Raw genomic sequence first — 17,284 nt, 5'->3', positions numbered from 1 at the left:
TTCAGCTTCCCTCACTGTCTGAAGCGTAGAAGGTATATGAGAGCGTGATCTCTTTGATCGTGCGCAGTTCCGGATTCTCGTCAAGATCGGGATCGACGAAGAACACGATGGGCATTTCCACCGACTCGCCGGGCTGCAGGGTCTGCTCGGTGAAGCAGAAGCACTCGATCTTGTTGAAATAGATGCCCGCCTGGTCCGGCGTGACATTGAAGATCGCCTGGCCGGTCATGGGACGGTCGGAATTATTGGTGGCGATGTAATTGACGGTATCGACCTTGCCGATGCGGTCGGTGATGGCGGCGGCAGGCTTGACCGTCCAGGGCAGTGCCCGGTCGACATTGACGTCAAACCGCACCTTCATCTCGCGGGCGATGACACCCTTGGGATTGGCCGAGGCGACCTGCGTGGTGCCACCGAAGCCGGTGACCTGGCAGAACAGCTGGTAGAGCGGCACGGAGGCAAATGCCAGGCCGACCATGCCGGCCACAAGCAGCCCGAGCGTCATGCCGGTGCGCTTGTTGCGCTGGCTCGAGCCATGCAGGGCGGAATGGGTGAGATCGGCCATCAGAGCGCCCTGTCAAAGAGCGCCGGGCCCATCTTGATGATGGTCAGCACGTAGAATGTGAGCGCGAACAGGATCAGCGCACCGGCAAGCGCCAGCGAGCGGCGGCGGCGCTGCTTGCGGAACGCAGCATCCTGTTCGGGCGTCATGCCGTTGTCGGTCAGTTTGGTGGGTACGGGTTCAGACATGATCACAGCCACCCCATCCGGAAGACAAGATTGTCGATCAGCAGGGCCAGGAAAAGCACGAAGAGATAGCTCAGCGAAATGGTGAACAGGCGCCGCGCGGCCTGGCGCATGGCCGTTCCGGCATCGGCCCGCCAGAGCCGGTATGCCGACCAGACGAAATAGCCCGACAGGGCCACGGCCACCACCCCGTAGATCCAGCCGGAAAATCCGAGTGCGACAGGCAGCAGGCTCGACAGGCCCAAAATACCCGAATAGGCAAAAATCTGGCGGCGCGTCGAGGCTTCGCCGACCACATTGGGCATCATGGGAATGCCGGCAGCGCCGTAATCGCCCTGCTTGTAGAGCGCCAGCGCCCAGAAATGGGGCGGGGTCCACAGGAAGATGATGAGGAAGAGGGCAAAGCTCTCCCAGCTCGATGTGCCGGTGACAGCGGCCCAGCCGACCATGGGCGGGAAGGCGCCGGCGGCACCGCCGATGACGATATTCTGCGGGGTCGAGCGCTTCAGCCACATCGTATAGACGACGGCGTAGAAGAAGATGGTGAAGGCCAGAAATGCCCCCGCGACCCAGTTTGTCGCGAGGCCCAGCAGCGCAACCGAAAAGGCCGAAAGCGTCAGGCCGAAGGCCAGGGCTTCTTCGCGGGTAACGCGGCCGGAGGGAATGGGCCGGTTGATCGTGCGGCTCATCACCGCGTCGATATCGGCATCGTACCACATGTTCAGCGCACCCGAGGCGCCGGCACCGATGGCGATGCACAGGATGGCGATGAAGCCGACGACCGGATTGACGCCGCCGGGAGCGACGATGATGCCGACCAGGGCCGTGAAGACGACAAGCGACATGACACGCGGCTTGAGCAGGGCGATATAGTCCCCCACCCTCGCCTGCCCCGCAAAGGCGGGCGCATCGCTGCTGTCATGCACAAAAGCCACGGCGTCTTTCCTGTTGGCGGGACCGCGCGGACGCGATCCCGAAGTCATGGGCGCCTCTTAGTGCGCGTCCTTGGAGTCGATCTTGGGCAGCGTCGAGAACTGGTGGAACGGCGGAGGCGAGCTCAGGGTCCATTCCAGCGTCGTGGCGCCATCACCCCAGGGATTGTCGCCAGCCAGGCGCTTCTTCCGGAAGGCTTCCCAGGTTGCGTAGAAGAAGATGATCATCGCAACGAAGGTGATGTAGTAGCCGATCGAGGACACGCGGTTCCACAGCGCGAAGGCATCCGGGTAGTCGACATAGCGGCGCGGCATGCCGGCCAGACCCAGGAAGTGCTGCGGGAAGAAGATCAGGTTCACACCGATGAACATGACCCAGAAGTGCAGCTTGCCGAGGAACTCGGAATACATGTAGCCGAACATTTTCGGGAACCAGTAGTACCAGCCCGCGAAGATCGAGAACACGGCACCCAGCGACAGCACGTAGTGGAAGTGGGCGACCACGTAATAGGTGTCGTGCAGGGCACGGTCGGCACCCGCATTGGCCAGCACCACGCCCGTCACACCGCCAACGGTGAACAGGAAGATGAAGCCGATGGCCCACAGCATGGGCGTGCGGAAGGTGATCGAGCCGCCCCACATGGTGGCGATCCAGGAGAAGATCTTCACGCCCGTCGGCACCGCGATCACCATGGTGGCGAAGACGAAGTAGCGCTGGACGTCGAGGCTGAGGCCGGTGGTGTACATGTGGTGCGCCCACACGACGAAGCCGACGAAGCCGATGGCGACCATGGCATAGGCCATGGCCATGTAGCCGAAGACCGGCTTGCGGCTGAAGGTCGCCACGATATGGCTGATCAGACCGAAGCCCGGCAGGATCATGATGTACACTTCGGGGTGGCCGAAGAACCAGAACAGATGCTGGTAGAGCACCGGATCGCCGCCGCCCTCGGGGGCGAAGAACGAGGTGCCGAAATTGCGGTCGGTCAGCATCATGGTGATGGCGCCAGCCAGAACAGGCAGAGCCAGCAGCAGCAGGAAGGCAGTGACCAGCACCGACCAGACGAAGAGCGGCATCTTGTGCAGCGTCATGCCCGGAGCGCGCATGTTGAGGATAGTGGTGATCAGATTGATCGCCCCCAGGATCGAGCTCACACCGGCAACGTGCAGCGACAGGATGACGAAGTCCGTCGCCGGGCCGGGATGACCGGAGGTCGACAGCGGCGGGTAAGCCGTCCAGCCGCCACCAAAGCCCAGCGCGCCGGCAGGGCCTTCGAAGAACATCGACAGCACCGTCAGCAGCAGCGCCGGAGGCAGCAGCCAGAAGGCGATATTGTTGATGCGCGGGAAGGCGGTATCGGGTGCACCCACCATCAGCGGGGCAAAGTAGTTGGCAAAGCCACCCATGGTGGCCGGCATGACGGTGAAGAACACCATGATCAGCGCGTGCGCAGAGACGAACACGTTGAACATGTGCTTTCCGGCGTCAATCGCCGAGTCACCTTCCAGACCATAGGCGATGGCAGCCAGGCCGTGGAAAATCTGGATGCCGGGCTCCTGCAGCTCCATGCGCATGGCGCCGGAGAGCAGGCCGCCGACGATGCCGGCAAAGATCGAGAACACCAGGTACATGATCCCGATGTCTTTGTGATTTGTCGAATAGACCCAACGGCGCCAGCCGGTCGGGGTGTGATGATCGTGGCCGGCGTGGTCGTGACCGGTGGCCTGGGCCTCGAGGTGAGCGGTATTTGCCATAGTCTTTTCCCCTGACCCTTACTTACAGCGCCGGCAGCGCTGCGGCGGCAGCGGCATAGTCACGGCTTTCCTTATAGGCCGCAATGAAGGCCTCGTATTCTTCGGTGGTCACGACGCGCACGGCGATCGGCATATAGGCATGGTCCTTGCCGCACAGTTCCGAACACTGGCCGTAATAGATGCCGGTTTCACGCGCATTGAACCAGGTCTCGTTCAGGCGGCCCGGAACGGCGTCGATCTTGATACCGAAGGAGGGTACGGCAAAGGCATGGATCACGCCGGTGGGGCTGGCCGTCACTTCGAGGCGGACAGTGGTGTTGACCGGCACGACGAGTTCATTGTCCACCGCCAGCAGCCGCGGCTGACCCGGCTTGCGTTCGGCGATCTCGGCTTCGCTGAGGATGTTGGAGTCGAAGGCGACTTCTTCGTCGACGTATTCGTAGTTCCAGTACCACTGTTCGCCGGTGGCCTTGACGGTGATGGACGCCGCGGGAACTTCGACTTCGCCGAACGAGAAGATGTTGGAGCCCAGATACTTGCGCTCGCCATCCGGCACGGTCAGCTGGTCGGAAAGTACACCGAAGGATGGGATGGCGATGACCACCAGAATCAGGATCGGCGCAACCGTCCAGATCACCTCAACCAGGGTATTGTGCGTAAAGCGGGCCGGAACCGGATTGGCCTTGGCGTTGAAGCGCACCACGATGATGACCAGAAGGGCCAGAACGAAGAGCACGATCAGCGAAATCGTCCACATCAGGATGCCGTCGTGGAAGGCCACGATGGAGTCCATGATCGGGGTCACTGAAGGCTGCAGGTGGATCTGGCCGGGCTCGGGATGCCCCGCATGTCCTGCCGCGCTTTCCTGAGCGACCGCAAGGGCCGGCATGAGCGCGAGGGCACCCGCAGAGACGGCTCCCAACTTCCTGAAGAACTGCCCGGTCACCATATACCCCCTATCGACATGTTCTGGCGGTGCACAACAGGCGAGGAGGGGGCAAATAGCTGCATAGCTAACGCCGCCCCGACTCAACCTCGGAGCGCAAAATGCTTTGGCTGACCTAAATCATATTGCGCAGGCCGAGTCTATCGCAGCCATGGGCGCGCAAGCTGCGGCAAATTGCTGCCGCACGCGGCCCCCTCGCCTCATGGCCGCCGCACTTGCGCGCCAGAACGGGCCAAATTCAGGGGGTTTGGTTGACAGGCCGATACCCTTGTCAGAAACAGGCACGAGCACGCAGACGACGCCGATTCGGCGGGAGAATTGATTGATGAAGCTGTTGGCACGTCGGATTTGTCTCCTCGGCGCGACGATACTGGCCCTGGCAAGCGGACCCGCAATGGCCCAGGGCACAGTCCGGGCCGAATATGGCGATTGGCAGATGAGCTGCGACACGCCTCCCGGAGCCAGCGGCGAACAATGCGCGATCATCCAGAACGTGCTTGCCGAAGACCAGCCGAATGTCGGGCTGTCGGTGATCGTGCTGCGCACGGCCGACCGCGAGGCGCGCCTGCTGCGCGTGCTTGCGCCCCTGGGCGTGTTGTTGCCCAATGGGCTCGGGCTGAATGTGGACGGCACCGATCTCGGCCGGGTCGCCTTCGTGCGTTGCCTGCCCAATGGTTGCATCGCCGAGGTCGAACTGGACGATGAGCTGATCTCGGTGCTCTCGGAGGGGACCGACGCGATTTTCGTGGTGTTCCGCACACCCGAGGAAGGCGTGGGCATTCCCGTTTCGCTGGACGGCTTCGCCGAAGGCTTTGCCGCCCTGCCCTAGATTTGCGGCAGCTATCTACGAGGCCGGACCATGGCTGAAGACAACAGGTCAGCACCCCGTCAGCGCACGCTGAAAGGCGCCAAGATCGTCATCAACGATGGCTTTTCAACCTTCGACTGTACCGTGCGGAACCTGTCGGAGACCGGCGCCAAGCTGAGTGTCGGCGGCATTATCGGCATACCCGACCGGTTTCAGTTGGCTCTCGATGACGGCAGGCGCTTTGACTGCATGGTTGCCTGGCGCAAGGCAACGGAGATCGGCGTCAGCTTCACCTGACGAGCCGACCCTTCGCGCTTCTCACATTCAAGCAGAAAAAAGCCGGGTCCGTGTGGTCACGGCCCGGCAAGTTGTCAGGAAACGGGACCGGAGGCAAATCCGGCCCGGGAGATGGCACGAGCACTCATCGTGTTCGAACCAACGGATGGCGCAGCCACGAGACGCGGCCGCGAAACTTTGTGCAGATCAGGTCAGTGCGTTGCGGGAACGGGCCGCGTTCAACACCATGCCGGGCGTGCGGGCATTGCGCGCCAGCATGGCATCGGCGATGTCGGACCGGTCGATACCCAGATCGCGCAAGCGAGCGGTATCCATATCGAGAAGGCCCTGCAGGGCGGTGCGGCGAGCACGATTGGTCTTCACCTGGGCAAGCCAGTCAAAAAGCGCACGTACGGGATGGGCATGCGAGCCAGCCGCAACTGACCGCTCGCCGGGAAGCGAGAGAGCCATTTCAAATCTCCATGTACCAAAGGGATGTCGCCGGAGGGAGGCCGGCGGACCGGCACGACGCTGTACCGATGGTGAGAAGATAACGTTCTGGACTTCCATTCGTCCAACAAATAGATTTCATTCCATTGATCAATTTGGGTGATGGAAATGACCGCGCCACTCGATCTCGACCAGTTGCAGAGTTTTTGCGCCATTGCCGATTGCGGCAGTTTCACCGAGGCAGCCCGGCGGGTGAACAAGACGCAATCGGCAGTCTCCATGCAGATCAAGCGCCTGGAGGAACGTCTGGGCCACTCCCTATTGGCGCGCGACGGCCGCAGCGTGACGCTGACCCATCATGGCGAGGTGCTTTACGAGCGGGCCCGCAAGATGTTGCGGACCAACGCCGAAATCCTCGACCAGTTCAACGACGGCGACCTGGCCGGCTCGATCCGCTTCGGCGTGCCCGATGATTACGCGGTACGTCTGTTGCCGGTGATTCTGTCGAGCTTCCAGCGCACCCACCCCAAGATTGCCGTTGATGTGTCGTGCATGGCCTCGGAGCAGTTGCTGGCCGGCATGCGGGCCGGGCGCTACGATCTCATCGTCTTCACCCAGGGGACCGAGCAGAATTTCGGCGAATTGTTTCGCAATGAACGCATGTTCTGGGTGTCGAGCCATGGCGGCCGGGCGCTAGCCACCGAGCCGCTGGCCATCGCCTGCGGGCCGCAATGCTGCATCTGGCGCAAGGACGCGGTCGAGGGGCTGGAGCGCGCCAACAAGGACTATCGGATCGCCTATACGTCTTCCAACGCCACCGCCATCTCCTCGGCGGTGCTGTCCGATCTTGCAGTTGGCTTCCTGCCGGAAAGTGCGCTGCAGCCCGGCATGCGGGTCATCGGTGATGAACTGGGCCTGCCGCGCCTGGCCGATGCGCAGATCGCGCTGATGCGCGCCAGCCATGCCTATGGCGGCATTTTCGACGCCCTGGCCAACCATATCGTGCAATCCATGGGCAACCTCGACCAAGGCGACCTAGCTGACGCGGCTGAGTAGCGACTAAACCCCGGTCACGACCCCCATCCTTCGGCTAGATCAGGATGAGATCGTTCGAGCACCGCTTTCTCCGTAGCGCTCAAGGTGAGGCCGTCGAGCCACAAGAGCGCGCCACCACACCTTGACCTGACTCAGCATTTGCCGCACCAGAAGGCATGGCCGAAGCCCCGACAAACGCCGCCGAATTCACCGTCAGCGAGATATCCCATGCCGTCAAACGCATGGTGGAGGACGAATTCGGCCATGTACGCGTGCGCGGTGAAATCTCCGGTTTTCGCGGGCAGCATTCCTCGGGCCATGCCTATTTCACGCTCAAGGACGACGCCGCCTCGATCGACGCCGTTGTCTGGAAGGGCAACTATGCCCGGCTGACCTTCAAGCCCGAAGAAGGACTGGAAGTCATCGCCACCGGACGGCTGACGACATTTCCGCGCTCCTCCAAATATCAGATCGTCATCGACAATATCGAGCCGGCCGGCGCCGGAGCGCTCATGGCGCTGCTCGAGGAGCGGCGCAAGAAGCTCCTGGCCGAGGGGTTGTTTGCCCGGGAGCGCAAGCGCCCCCTGCCCTATCTGCCGCGGGTCATTGGCGTCATCACCTCGCCCACCGGGGCGGTCATCCGCGATATCCTGCACCGGCTCGGCGATCGCTTTCCGAGCCACGTGCTGGTCTGGCCGGTGCGGGTCCAGGGCGACACCTGTGCGCCCGAAGTGGTCAACGCCATCGAGGGGTTCAATGCCCTGGCGCCCGACGGCGCCATTCCCCGCCCGGACCTGCTGATCGTCGCCCGTGGTGGCGGCTCGATCGAGGATCTCTGGGGTTTCAACGAGGAAGCCGTGGTGCGCGCCGTGGCAGCGTCGGGCATTCCGGTCATTTCTGCTGTTGGGCACGAGACCGACACCACACTCATCGACTACGCATCCGACATGCGCGCGCCCACGCCGACAGCTGCTGCGGAAGCGGCGGTGCCGGTCCGCGCGGAGCTGATCGCCTATGTCGATGACCAGGGCGCCCGGCAGCGGCAGGCGGCACGCCGCAGCCTTTCAAGCCTCAGGGATCGCCTCAGGGCCGCCGGAGCCGGCATGCCGCGCGCCGCCGATCTGGTCTCGACCCAGCGCCAAAGCCTGGACCTCGCCACGACGCGTTTGACCGCCGGGCTGCGCCACTTCGTTCAGGACAAGCGGCTGACGCTGTCGCGGCTGGCCGGGGCCATCCAGCCGCGCCTCGTGCGCCAGCGCCATGCCGACCTGCGCAACAAGCTGGACAATCTGGATCATCGCGCCCTTGCCGGCCTCAACAAGACCGTGGAGCGCGCCAGACTGACCTTTGACCCCCGCGCCCAGCGGATTGACTTGGGAATCGGCCAGTCCCTGGAACGAAAGCGCACCCTGCTTGGCCGCCTAGCACCCCGCTTGTCACCGCGGCCGCTGCGGGCCGAACTGCGCCAGGCTAAATCGAACCTTGCGCAGCTCGTCCAGCGCCTGTCCCAGATGCCGGCCGCTATCACCGCCGAGCGAGCGCAAAGGGTGCAGCAACTGGGCAAGCTGCTTGAAACCCTGAGCTATCGGAATGTGCTGGCCCGCGGCTATGCACTGGTGCAGGACGCCGAAGGCAAGGTGGTCAGCCAGGCGGGCGGCCTCAAGCCCGGCGACCTGCTGAAAATCACGCTGGCCGAGGGAAGCGTGGATGCCAATGTGGCCGGAGCCCCCGCCCCACGGCGCAAGCCGCCCCGACCAACTGATGAGAGCGGTTCGCAAGAAAGCCTCTTTTGACGCCCCTTCCCGTTCGCTATATGCCTCAGGAAATGTACGGAGCCGGCCATGAACATTTTCGACAAGGGCTTCTCCCCCGCTGAAGCGAGTTTGCGCTATCGCGACGGGGATTATGACGTGCTCAAGCAGGGCACGTTCGTGCGGTGTGCCATTACCGGCAAGCCCATCCCGCTCGACGAATTGTTCTATTGGAGTGTGGACAGGCAGGAAGCCTATGCCGATGCCGTGGCCGCCCACACCGCCTTCGAGCGCTTCGGACGGGGCAATTGAACCCCGGCACGACCGGCGACCGCCGGCGGCTGCTGATCATTTCCAACGGCCATGGCGAAGACTGGATTGCCGCCGCCATTGCCGAGCGCCTGGCGCCGGTGCACAGCCTCGATGCCTATCCGGTGATCGGCAGCGGCAATGCCTATGTCGGGATATGTCCGATCGTAGGGCCGCGCGCGAGTCTCAACTCGGGCGGCGCTCGGACCGCCAAGGGCTCGCTGCGGCGTGATCTCGCCAAGGGCGGGCTTGCCATGGTGCCGCCTGCCCTCAAATTCATGCGCTCGCTAAAGGGCAAGTATGACCGCATTCTCGTCGTCGGCGATGTTATGGTACCGCTGCTGGCGCTGCTGACCGGGATCAAGGACCTGGTCTATATCGACTGCTACAAGACCGGGGCCGCGCGCCTTTATTCGGCTTCCGAGACATTTATCCTGGCGCGCACCTGCGAAACGGCCTTTTGCCGTGCCGACAATCTGGCTGCCGTTCTCCGGCGGGCCGGCATCAAGGCGTCGGCGCCCGGCAACCTGATGATGGATACCATCCCGTTTGGCGACTACGACGCCAAGAGCCGTCGCCGGCAGGGCACTGCCGTCTTGCTGTTGCCGGGCAGCCGTGGCGAAACAACAACGAATTTTGCGAGGCAAGTCGAGGCGCTGCAGCAATTGCCGGCCGACGGCGTACCCGACATTTTCGTGGCCGTGGCTGGCGATTTCACCACCAATGACCTGGCTGAGGCAGCAGGGCTGAGCCGCACCAGCCTGCTGAGCACCGAGGGTGACGATCTCGGCACCCTGTCGGATGGCCGGATCACATTCAACCTGCTGCGCGGCCGCGCCATGGGCAATGCCCTCAGCGAGGCTGACCTCGTTCTTTCGCAGGCCGGAACTGCAACGGTTCAAGCGCTCGGCCTTGGAAAGCCGGTCATTCACATGACCAGTCCCAAGGACCGGCAATCGCGGTTTCGCGATGAACAGGCCCTGTTTGGCGCAGCAAGGCTGGCGCTTCCGGCCGATGCTGGCCAGGTCGCTGGCGCGCTGTCCGATCTGCTTGCAAATCCCCAAGCCCGTGAACGCCTTGGGGCCATCGGCCGGGAGAGGATCGGCGGGCCCGGGGCTATTGAGGCGGTTTTGAGCGAGCTGGATCGCTGAACCTTGCCGCATCCGACAAGGCCATCAGATAGGCCAGGATCGTCGCAAACAAGACGGTCTGCGGCAGCACGCCGAACATGGCGTTGGTCAGACCCAGAGTTGCAAATGCGACCACAAGGGTGATGACCCCGAGAACAAGGGCCGGGTTCCGGCGCCATTTGATGCCGCGCAGAGCAGCCAGAGGCGCGAGCAAGAGACAGCCGAAGGCCGCCAGACCCAACCCGCCGGAGACAGCGGCAAAATTGGCCAGATCGCTGTGCAGGTTTTCGAGCCGCGTCAGGATACGCAGATCGGGGAACAATTCGCGGGCCAAAGGCATGACGCTGGTATAGCCGACCCCGAAGATCGGCGATGATTGCAGAGCGTGCCAGCCAGCTTCGTACATGGCGGCGCGCGCTTCGTCCTGCGCCAGGATGGCCGACATCAGCGTCCGTACCGCATTTTCGACCGGCGCCCCGCCTCTGGCCACGGTCATATCCTCGAGATTGCCGAGGATGCGGTCGATCAGAAGGCTGGAATCGGCCAGGATCATGAAGGCGACGCCACCACCAACCACGGCCGCCAGGGTTGCAAGGATCGCGACGCGGCTGCGCAGCGCGATCAACAGGAAGGGCAGCGCCACGACAACGAGCGCCGCGCAGGCCAGGAGCGGCCCCCGTGAGCCTGAGAGCACCACCGCAACAATCGCTGCAGCTGGCCCCAGAAGATAAATGACCCGCCAGCGCGAGGTATTGGACACCATGCCCATCAGGGCCATGAATCCCAGGATGGTGGTGAGGCCGGCATAGTGGATGGGATTGTTGCCCACCCCGACCCGGCGGGGCTCGAAGACCATGAGGTCGACAAGGCCAGCACCGGCGGCCGTCACGGCGCCGAAGAGGAACAGGGCTGGCACGGCATGGGGTCCAAGCCAGAACCGGCTCGCGGGGCGTGTAAGCAGGGCAGCCAGACTTGGCGCCACCAGAAGCGGCAGGCAGGAGAGAAGTGGCAGGGCGTCGATATCCTGGCGATAGACGAAGACCAGGCTCAGGCCTTGAAGCAGGAGCCCGAGGATGATCAAGATGGTCGCCGGATCCACCAGTGCCCGGTCCCGCTTGGCCAAGGCATAAAGCAGGCCGATGACCCCAGCCACCAGCACGACATAGGATACGTAATAGGGCGCGGTGGCCATGAAGGCCACCCCCGCGACCAGCGCGAGGGCGACCACAAGGCCGAGAAAATCCCGGATCAGCTTGCAGCTCCGCCTTCGGGATCAAGCAGGCGGTGAAGGTGCACGATGAAATAGCGGGTCTGGGCGCTGTCGACCGTCATCTGCGCCTTGGCTCGCCAGACTTTCTCGGCGGCCGCATAGTTGGGATAGACGCCGACGATGTCGACCTCGTCCAGGTTGGCGAAGGTCACGCCGTCCAGGCTCGACATTTCGCCGCCGATCACCAGGTGGAGAAGTTGTTTTTCGGTCGTTTCAGCCATCGTTCTTTCCGGACTTCAGGATGTCAGTGTTTCGGCAAGGTCCTGGCCATCGGCAGGACAGCCATAGACCTTGATCAATGCCGCGTGGATGAGCGGTTTTAGGCTGATGTCGCCCAGGGCTGCAAGCGCTCCGTGACGCACATCTCGTTTGTTGAATGCGGGGGGGCCGGAACACACATCGGCAAAGTCGAGGCCGCATTCGGTGAGAATGACGGCGGCGCCAGCAATATCCCAGTCCTGCGAGCCGCGCCTGGCGACTGCTGCATCAAGCCTTCCCGTCGCCACCTGCACCAGCCGGTAGGCGAGCGAAGGATAGGCGGGGCCGCGCGTATAATTGAGCCCGGACGCCTGCATTTCCTGATGAACCGCACCGGGCGCGGGGATGAGTGGAGGCGTGCCAGGACGGCGCTGGCGTACCAGTTCCCGGCCATTCAGGCGCGCGCCGTCCCCGCGCGAGGCCTCATAAAACTCATCAAGCGCCGGCGCATAGACCACGCCCGCCACCGAGACGCCGTTTTCGACGACGGCGAGGGATATGGTCCAGTATTCCTCGCCGCGCAGGAAGGCGCGGGTACCATCGATGGGATCGACGACAAAGGTGCGTTCACAGCTGAGACGACTGGGATTGTCGACGGTCTCCTCGCTGAGCCAGCCATAGGTCGGCCTGGCCTGCAGCAGATTGGCGGCGAGGAAACGGTCGACCATGATGTCGGCCTCGCTGACCGGGGACGAATTGTCCTTTGTCCAGGATTTTACGTCGCGGCGAAAATAACTGCTGGCAATGATGCCGGCTGCCACCGCGGTGGAGCGGAGCAGTTCGAGATCATCGGAATAGAGCGGGGCGAAAGCCGGCATGGTGCCCGGCTTTTAGGCTTGGCCGCGCGTTTGGACAAGGGCGGCCGCGGATTTGGCAAATATGGCAGGGTAAACGCGGTCGCAAGGCACGCGGTTAACCGCTTCTGACTGGGTGCAATACCCCGCTAACCCTTCGGGAAAACAAGATAAACTTAACCGAACCGATTAAGGGGGCAGGTAAGGGGACGCGCTAGATTGGTCCTCACAAACGGAGCGGAAAAACCAGCTCTCGAAGTTACAGGAAGGCATCAAAATGGTTCATGGCGTTGCAATGGAGGGTTCGTCGGTCGTGCTGGCTTTCGGCCGGCCGGCACTGGCCGAGCGCCGGTTCGTGGCGGCGAACGACAATGGCCCCAAGGATCCCGTCAAGACCGTTACGGTTCGCAAGCAGCTTGAACAAAGTGGCGTCGCGATCAAGATCAAGGTGCCGGTTACCGAGTTCATCGGGGTCGCGGTGGCCACCAGTATTTCCGAGGAAGGGATGCTGACCAGTTCCATCGAACTGGTCCATTCCGACGCGGAACTGAACTACAAGGTCTTCGAAGAAGAGGGCAATCACAACGTTGTCGCCGAGTGGCAGAACTGGGGCAAAAAGCTTCGTTTGCCGCTGTTTATCAAGGCCGGCGACGGGTCTTACCTGCCCTATAGCCAGCAGGTTGACGGGGTCATGCTCGGCTCGCCGACGCCGCGCCGGAAGCTGGCTGCCGAGGCTTCCCGCCGCCCGCGCTTCCTCAATCGCCGCAAGCCCGGCCAGGCCGAAACGCACTGAATTACCTGCCTCCAAAGCAGCAAGAAGGGCCAACCGGTGGTGCGGTTGGCCCTTTCGCGTTTGGGGGTCCAGACGTTAGCGCATTGCTAGCATTTGCTACCACACCCAGTCGGCAAGGAAGGCCAGGGTGAGCACAATGCCGACATAGTGGTTGTTGTAGAAGCGGTCATACGGATTTTTCGGCACATCGGCGTCTAGCGTCCAGAGCTGCCAGGCCATCAACCCCGCCGCGACGAGCGACAGAACGGCAAAGACCGATCCGCCGCCAGCAGCCACCGCAGCACCGTTCCACAGCACAAAGGCACCCGAATAGAGGACGGCCACGGCCGGGCGGACATTGGCGCCGAAGAGGCGTGCGGTGGACTTGACCCCCACAAGGGCATCGTCCTCGATATCCTGCAGCGCATAGATGGTGTCGTAGCCGATGACCCAGAGGATGGTGCCGGCATAAAGCAGGACCGGGGCCCAGCCTAGGCCGCCGGTCTGGCTGGTCCAGCCGACGATGGCGCCCCAGGAGAAGGCCAGGCCGAGGAAGAATTGCGGCCACCAGGTCACGCGCTTCATGAAGGGGTAGATGGCGACGAGGCCAAGGGAGGCGACGCCGGCCCAGACGGTGAAGCGGTTGAACTGGAACAGCACGACAGAGGCCAGAAGCGCCTGGGCGATGAGAAAATAGAGCGCCTCGCGCGCCGTGACCTGCCCCGACGGAATGGGGCGCGACCGGGTGCGGGCGACCTGCATGTCGATGTCGCGGTCAACGATGTCGTTAAAGGTGCACCCGGCACCGCGCATGAGGATGGCGCCGACGAACATCAGGGCGACGGCCCAGAACCCGAATCCGAACTGCGGCTGGGCCAGCGCGGCGAGGCCCACCCCCCAAGCGCAGGGCCAGAACAGAAGGTAGAAGCCGATGGGCCGATCCCAGCGCGCCAGGCGGCCATAGGGCTTCAGCCAGTCGGGGGCGAAGCGATCGAGCCAATTGTCTTTCTGGGCATCGGCGACGGTGCCGGTGGGGGGCGTGGTTGTCATAGGGTACCTCGTCGTGTCGCCATGTCCCTTTGCGGGGAAAGTAGAAGACCTTCTGCCTCTGGCAGAAAATCAGTGTGAGGGGTTCTTTCCACGCTTACAGCGTTTATGCTGGCGAAGCCATTCGCGCATAGCTCTCATGGCCTTCTCGCCTAAATTCGCTCCGCGGGAGCGAATTCTTTGCGGCGAAAAGCCCCTCATCCGCCCTTCGGGCACCTTCTCCCTCAAGGGGAGAAGGGAATCGGTGGACTCTCGATGCCTCGCAGCCACGCCCAGCTTCCGCGCCTTTTCGTCGAACCGGACCTGGGCAGCGGCACCAGGCTGACCCTGGGCAAGGATCAGTCACTCTATCTTGCGGCCGTATTGCGCAAGGCGGTGGGGGACGCGGTTGTGCTGTTCAATGGCCGGGACGGCGCCTGGCTGTGTCGCCTCACCAGCGATTCGAAAAAGTCGGTGGACCTTGAAGTGGTGGAGCAGATCGCTGCGCAAACGCCCGCTTCGGACCTCTGGTACGGCTTTGCGCCGCTCAAGAGCGAACGCCTCGACTATGTCGTGCAAAAGGCCGTCGAGATGGGCGCGGGCGTGATCCAGCCGGTGATGACCCAGTTTACCCAGGTTCATCGGCTGAAGACAGAGCGCCTTGCGGCCAATGCGATGGAGGCTGCCGAGCAATGCGAGGTGCTGAGCGTGCCCGAGATTGCGCCGGAGATCACGCTCGACCGGCTTTTGAGCGACTGGGACGCGGCGCATGGCGACCGGAAACTGATCCTGGCCGACGAGGGCGAAGCCTCGTCTTCGCCGATTTCGGCGCTGGAGCCGCTGCGCGGGGCGCGGATCGGGCTGCTGGTCGGCCCCGAGGGCGGCTTTTCGGACACGGAGCGGGAAAAACTGCGCGCCCTGCCCTTCGTCGTGCCGATCAGCCTTGGCCCCAGAATCCTCAGAGCCGATACTGCGGCCGTGGCGGCCCTGGCCGTCATCCAGTCGATCATCGGTGATTGGCGATAAAAGGCGATTGCTTTCCGCCTTGCTGTCGCTATTTTGCCGCCGCAATGACTATGCCTCAGCCGAGAGGACCCTATGGCCGGCGCCGACACACCATCGCCCCTCATCGAATCGCGGGCGGACCTGATCGAGGCAATGGAGCGCGGCGGCAAGCCGGCGGACCAGTGGCGTATCGGCACCGAACACGAAAAACACGTGTTCCACACCGACCCGCTGCGGCCGGTCGCCTATGAGGGCGAAAACGGCATTCGCGCGCTGATCGCCGGCATCGAGAAGGAGACCAGCTGGCACCCCTTCTATGATGGGGACAATCCGATCGGGCTGCGCAATGACGAAATTGCGGGGGGCATTTCGCTGGAGCCCGGCGGGCAATTCGAATTGTCGGGGTCGCCCATGGCGGACCTGCATGGAACCGCCGAAGAACTGGACGAACACCTGCGCGTCGCCAAGAAGGTTGCCGCGCCGCTCGATATTCACTTCCTCGGGCTGGGCGTGACCCCGCTCTGGGCGGTGGACGAAATCCGGGCCATGCCCAAATCGCGCTACAAGATCATGACCGCCTATATGGCCGAGACCGGCACGCTGGGCACATCGATGATGTACCGCTCTGCCACGGTGCAGACCAATCTCGACTTTGCCGACGAAGCCGACATGGTCAAGAAGCTGCGCGTGTCGCTGGCCCTGCAGCCGGTGGCCACGGCGCTATTTGCCAATTCGCCCTTCGCCAATGGCCGGGACACCGGCTATCTGAGTTTCCGCAGCGAAATCTGGCGCAATACCGACGACGCCCGCACCGGCATGTTGCCTTTCGTGTTCGAAGACGGGTTCGGCTTCGAGCGCTATGCCGATCATGCGCTTGACGTGCCGATGTATTTCGTCATCCGCGACAAGCAATATATCAACGTCGCGGGCGAGAGCTTTCGCGCCTTCCTTGAGGGCAAGCTGCCGCAACTGCCGGGCGAGAAGCCGACGGTCAAGGATTGGGAGGATCACCTCTCGACCCTGTTCCCGGAAGTGCGGCTCAAGCAGTTCCTGGAAATGCGTGGCGCCGACATGGGCGACCGCGATCATGTGGTGGCCCTGTCCGCCTTCTGGACCGGCCTGCTCTATGACGACATTTCGCTCGAGGCGGCCTGGGAACTGGTGAAGGACTGGACTGCCGAAGAACGCGAGGAACTGCGCCGCGAAGTGCCGCGACTGGGCCTGGCGACACCGTTCGACCGCTCCTCTATCTTCGATATCGCGGCACAGGCCGTCGGCATTGCCGAGGCAGGCCTGGTGCGCCGCAACCGGCTCAATGCCAAGGGGCAGGACGAAACCATCTACCTCGCCCCGCTGGAGCAGACCATCCGCACCGGCAAGTCGCCGGCGGAACGCTGGCTCGAAAAGTTCCACGGCGAATGGAATGGTGATGTGACGCCGATCTTCCGCGCGGCGGAGATTTAGGGCGGCGCCGCTTATTGCTGGTTATAGGGGTCGAACTGCAAGAGCCAGGAATAGAGCCATTTTTCGCCGCTGCCGACCGAGGCGACATCGTCGATTTTCCACTCGCCCTGGCGCTGCATGGAAATGGTGAGAATGGTGGGCTGGCCCTCGGCCTCGAAGCTGACCAGGGCCACGGCCGTGTCGCCCTGGATCACCGGCTCGCTGACGCCGAGATTCTGCACGGCGGTGCCGGTGCCATTGAGGAAGGGATTGAACTCGACAATGTCGGCCGCCTCGGGATCGATGCGATTGCCGCTCTGGTCGACGACATTCATCTGCAGATTGGTCGCGACCAGATCCTGAAGCCTGTCGGTATAGTGCTCCTCGAGGTTGATCGCCTCACCACTTTGCAGCGGTTCATAGATGGCGTCGAGCACGGCCCGCGGGGAATCCGGCGGCGCCCCGCCAAAGATCATCGGGATCAAGCCGAAAAGCGTCCAATCCATCTGCGCGTGTCTCCTGAGGTCGCCGGGCGAGCTTAAGCGCAACAAAGCCGCCAAAAATGGGGCGAAGCGCT

At 63.1% G+C, this 17,284-nt stretch carries 20 protein-coding genes; 9 read left to right on the top strand and 11 right to left on the bottom strand.

From position 1 onward, the window contains the following. Position 1: 1 nt before the first annotated feature. The 5 genes from KIT02_RS16845 to coxB all read right to left on the bottom strand — a co-directional run bounded on the left by KIT02_RS16845 (position 2) and on the right by coxB (position 4,323). Positions 2-565 carry a cytochrome c oxidase assembly protein gene (locus tag KIT02_RS16845; RefSeq protein WP_297580334.1) on the bottom strand — a complete coding sequence of 188 codons (564 nt, stop codon included), beginning with the start codon at positions 563-565 and terminating at the stop codon, positions 2-4. Then, positions 565-750 (bottom strand): hypothetical protein, encoded by a 186-nt coding sequence (locus KIT02_RS16840; protein ID WP_297580332.1) that lies wholly within the window; start codon positions 748-750, stop codon positions 565-567. The genes KIT02_RS16845 and KIT02_RS16840 overlap by 1 nt, the downstream gene beginning before the upstream one ends. A gap of 2 nt (positions 751-752) precedes the next feature. Then, the gene (locus tag KIT02_RS16835; protein WP_297585385.1) at positions 753-1,628 is read right to left on the bottom strand and encodes a heme o synthase; all 876 of its coding nucleotides are present in this window, start codon (positions 1,626-1,628) and stop codon (positions 753-755) included. Positions 1,629-1,739: 111 nt separating this feature from the next. Then, a complete protein-coding gene (ctaD, locus tag KIT02_RS16830) occupies positions 1,740-3,434 on the bottom strand; it encodes a cytochrome c oxidase subunit I (protein WP_297580330.1) in 1,695 nt (564 codons plus the stop codon). Between the two features lie 22 nt (positions 3,435-3,456). Beyond that, positions 3,457-4,323 carry a cytochrome c oxidase subunit II gene (gene coxB / locus KIT02_RS16825; protein ID WP_297580328.1) on the bottom strand — a complete coding sequence of 289 codons (867 nt, stop codon included), beginning with the start codon at positions 4,321-4,323 and terminating at the stop codon, positions 3,457-3,459. A 382-nt stretch (positions 4,324-4,705) separates the two neighbouring features. Here coxB and KIT02_RS16820 point away from each other — a divergent pair, with 382 nt between their 5' ends. After that, positions 4,706-5,209, top strand: a complete 504-nt coding sequence (locus tag KIT02_RS16820; RefSeq protein ID WP_297580326.1) for an invasion associated locus B family protein — start codon at positions 4,706-4,708, stop codon at positions 5,207-5,209. Positions 5,210-5,239: 30 nt separating this feature from the next. Further along, positions 5,240-5,485, top strand: coding sequence for a PilZ domain-containing protein (locus KIT02_RS16815; protein WP_297580324.1), 246 nt, complete (start codon positions 5,240-5,242; stop codon positions 5,483-5,485). A 186-nt stretch (positions 5,486-5,671) separates the two neighbouring features. On the opposite strand, the gene KIT02_RS16810 is transcribed toward KIT02_RS16815, so the two are convergent. After that, a complete protein-coding gene (locus tag KIT02_RS16810; RefSeq protein ID WP_297580322.1) occupies positions 5,672-5,935 on the bottom strand; it encodes a hypothetical protein in 264 nt (87 codons plus the stop codon). A gap of 147 nt (positions 5,936-6,082) precedes the next feature. Between KIT02_RS16810 and KIT02_RS16805 the strand changes: the two genes are divergently transcribed. The 4 genes from KIT02_RS16805 to KIT02_RS16790 all read left to right on the top strand — a co-directional run bounded on the left by KIT02_RS16805 (position 6,083) and on the right by KIT02_RS16790 (position 10,160). Then, positions 6,083-6,970: a LysR family transcriptional regulator gene (locus KIT02_RS16805; RefSeq protein ID WP_297580320.1), complete on the top strand. Its 888-nt coding sequence runs from the start codon at positions 6,083-6,085 to the stop codon at positions 6,968-6,970. Between the two features lie 155 nt (positions 6,971-7,125). Beyond that, complete coding sequence (xseA, locus tag KIT02_RS16800; protein ID WP_297580318.1) at positions 7,126-8,742, top strand: exodeoxyribonuclease VII large subunit; 1,617 nt, start codon at positions 7,126-7,128, stop codon at positions 8,740-8,742. A 48-nt stretch (positions 8,743-8,790) separates the two neighbouring features. Next, on the top strand, positions 8,791-9,012 hold the full coding sequence (locus tag KIT02_RS16795; protein ID WP_297580316.1) for a DUF2093 domain-containing protein: 222 nt from the start codon (positions 8,791-8,793) through the stop codon (positions 9,010-9,012). Further along, positions 9,009-10,160, top strand: coding sequence for a hypothetical protein (locus KIT02_RS16790; RefSeq protein WP_297580314.1), 1,152 nt, complete (start codon positions 9,009-9,011; stop codon positions 10,158-10,160). The genes KIT02_RS16795 and KIT02_RS16790 overlap by 4 nt, the downstream gene beginning before the upstream one ends. On the opposite strand, the gene KIT02_RS16785 is transcribed toward KIT02_RS16790, so the two are convergent. From KIT02_RS16785 to KIT02_RS16775, 3 genes are read right to left on the bottom strand one after another with little or no spacing between them, the layout of a single operon-like run. Further along, a complete protein-coding gene (locus KIT02_RS16785) occupies positions 10,126-11,331 on the bottom strand; it encodes an O-antigen ligase family protein (RefSeq protein WP_297580312.1) in 1,206 nt (401 codons plus the stop codon). The two genes, KIT02_RS16790 and KIT02_RS16785, sit on opposite strands and share 35 nt — an antisense overlap. Before the next feature lie 56 nt (positions 11,332-11,387). Continuing rightward, complete coding sequence (locus KIT02_RS16780; protein WP_297580310.1) at positions 11,388-11,630, bottom strand: DUF4170 domain-containing protein; 243 nt, start codon at positions 11,628-11,630, stop codon at positions 11,388-11,390. A 15-nt stretch (positions 11,631-11,645) separates the two neighbouring features. Continuing rightward, complete coding sequence (locus KIT02_RS16775; RefSeq protein WP_297580307.1) at positions 11,646-12,485, bottom strand: 3'(2'),5'-bisphosphate nucleotidase CysQ; 840 nt, start codon at positions 12,483-12,485, stop codon at positions 11,646-11,648. 253 nt (positions 12,486-12,738) lie between these two features. Between KIT02_RS16775 and KIT02_RS16770 the strand changes: the two genes are divergently transcribed. Beyond that, complete coding sequence (locus tag KIT02_RS16770; protein WP_297580305.1) at positions 12,739-13,254, top strand: DUF6101 family protein; 516 nt, start codon at positions 12,739-12,741, stop codon at positions 13,252-13,254. A 96-nt stretch (positions 13,255-13,350) separates the two neighbouring features. Here KIT02_RS16770 and ubiA read toward each other — a convergent pair whose 3' ends face one another. Then, positions 13,351-14,283, bottom strand: coding sequence for a 4-hydroxybenzoate octaprenyltransferase (ubiA, locus tag KIT02_RS16765; protein WP_297580303.1), 933 nt, complete (start codon positions 14,281-14,283; stop codon positions 13,351-13,353). A gap of 252 nt (positions 14,284-14,535) precedes the next feature. Here ubiA and KIT02_RS16760 point away from each other — a divergent pair, with 252 nt between their 5' ends. Further along, positions 14,536-15,285, top strand: a complete 750-nt coding sequence (locus tag KIT02_RS16760; RefSeq protein ID WP_297580301.1) for a 16S rRNA (uracil(1498)-N(3))-methyltransferase — start codon at positions 14,536-14,538, stop codon at positions 15,283-15,285. A gap of 72 nt (positions 15,286-15,357) precedes the next feature. Next, a complete protein-coding gene (locus KIT02_RS16755) occupies positions 15,358-16,728 on the top strand; it encodes a glutamate--cysteine ligase (protein WP_297580299.1) in 1,371 nt (456 codons plus the stop codon). Between the two features lie 11 nt (positions 16,729-16,739). Here KIT02_RS16755 and KIT02_RS16750 read toward each other — a convergent pair whose 3' ends face one another. Next, positions 16,740-17,213 (bottom strand): hypothetical protein, encoded by a 474-nt coding sequence (locus KIT02_RS16750; protein ID WP_297580297.1) that lies wholly within the window; start codon positions 17,211-17,213, stop codon positions 16,740-16,742. Positions 17,214-17,284 lie beyond the last annotated feature (71 nt).

This window comes from Devosia sp. (assembly GCF_025809055.1).
In the GTDB taxonomy this organism is placed as follows: Bacteria; Pseudomonadota; Alphaproteobacteria; order Rhizobiales; family Devosiaceae; genus Devosia.
The sequence above is the reverse complement of the archived record's forward strand: the minus strand, read 5'-3'. Positions and strand labels throughout refer to the sequence as shown.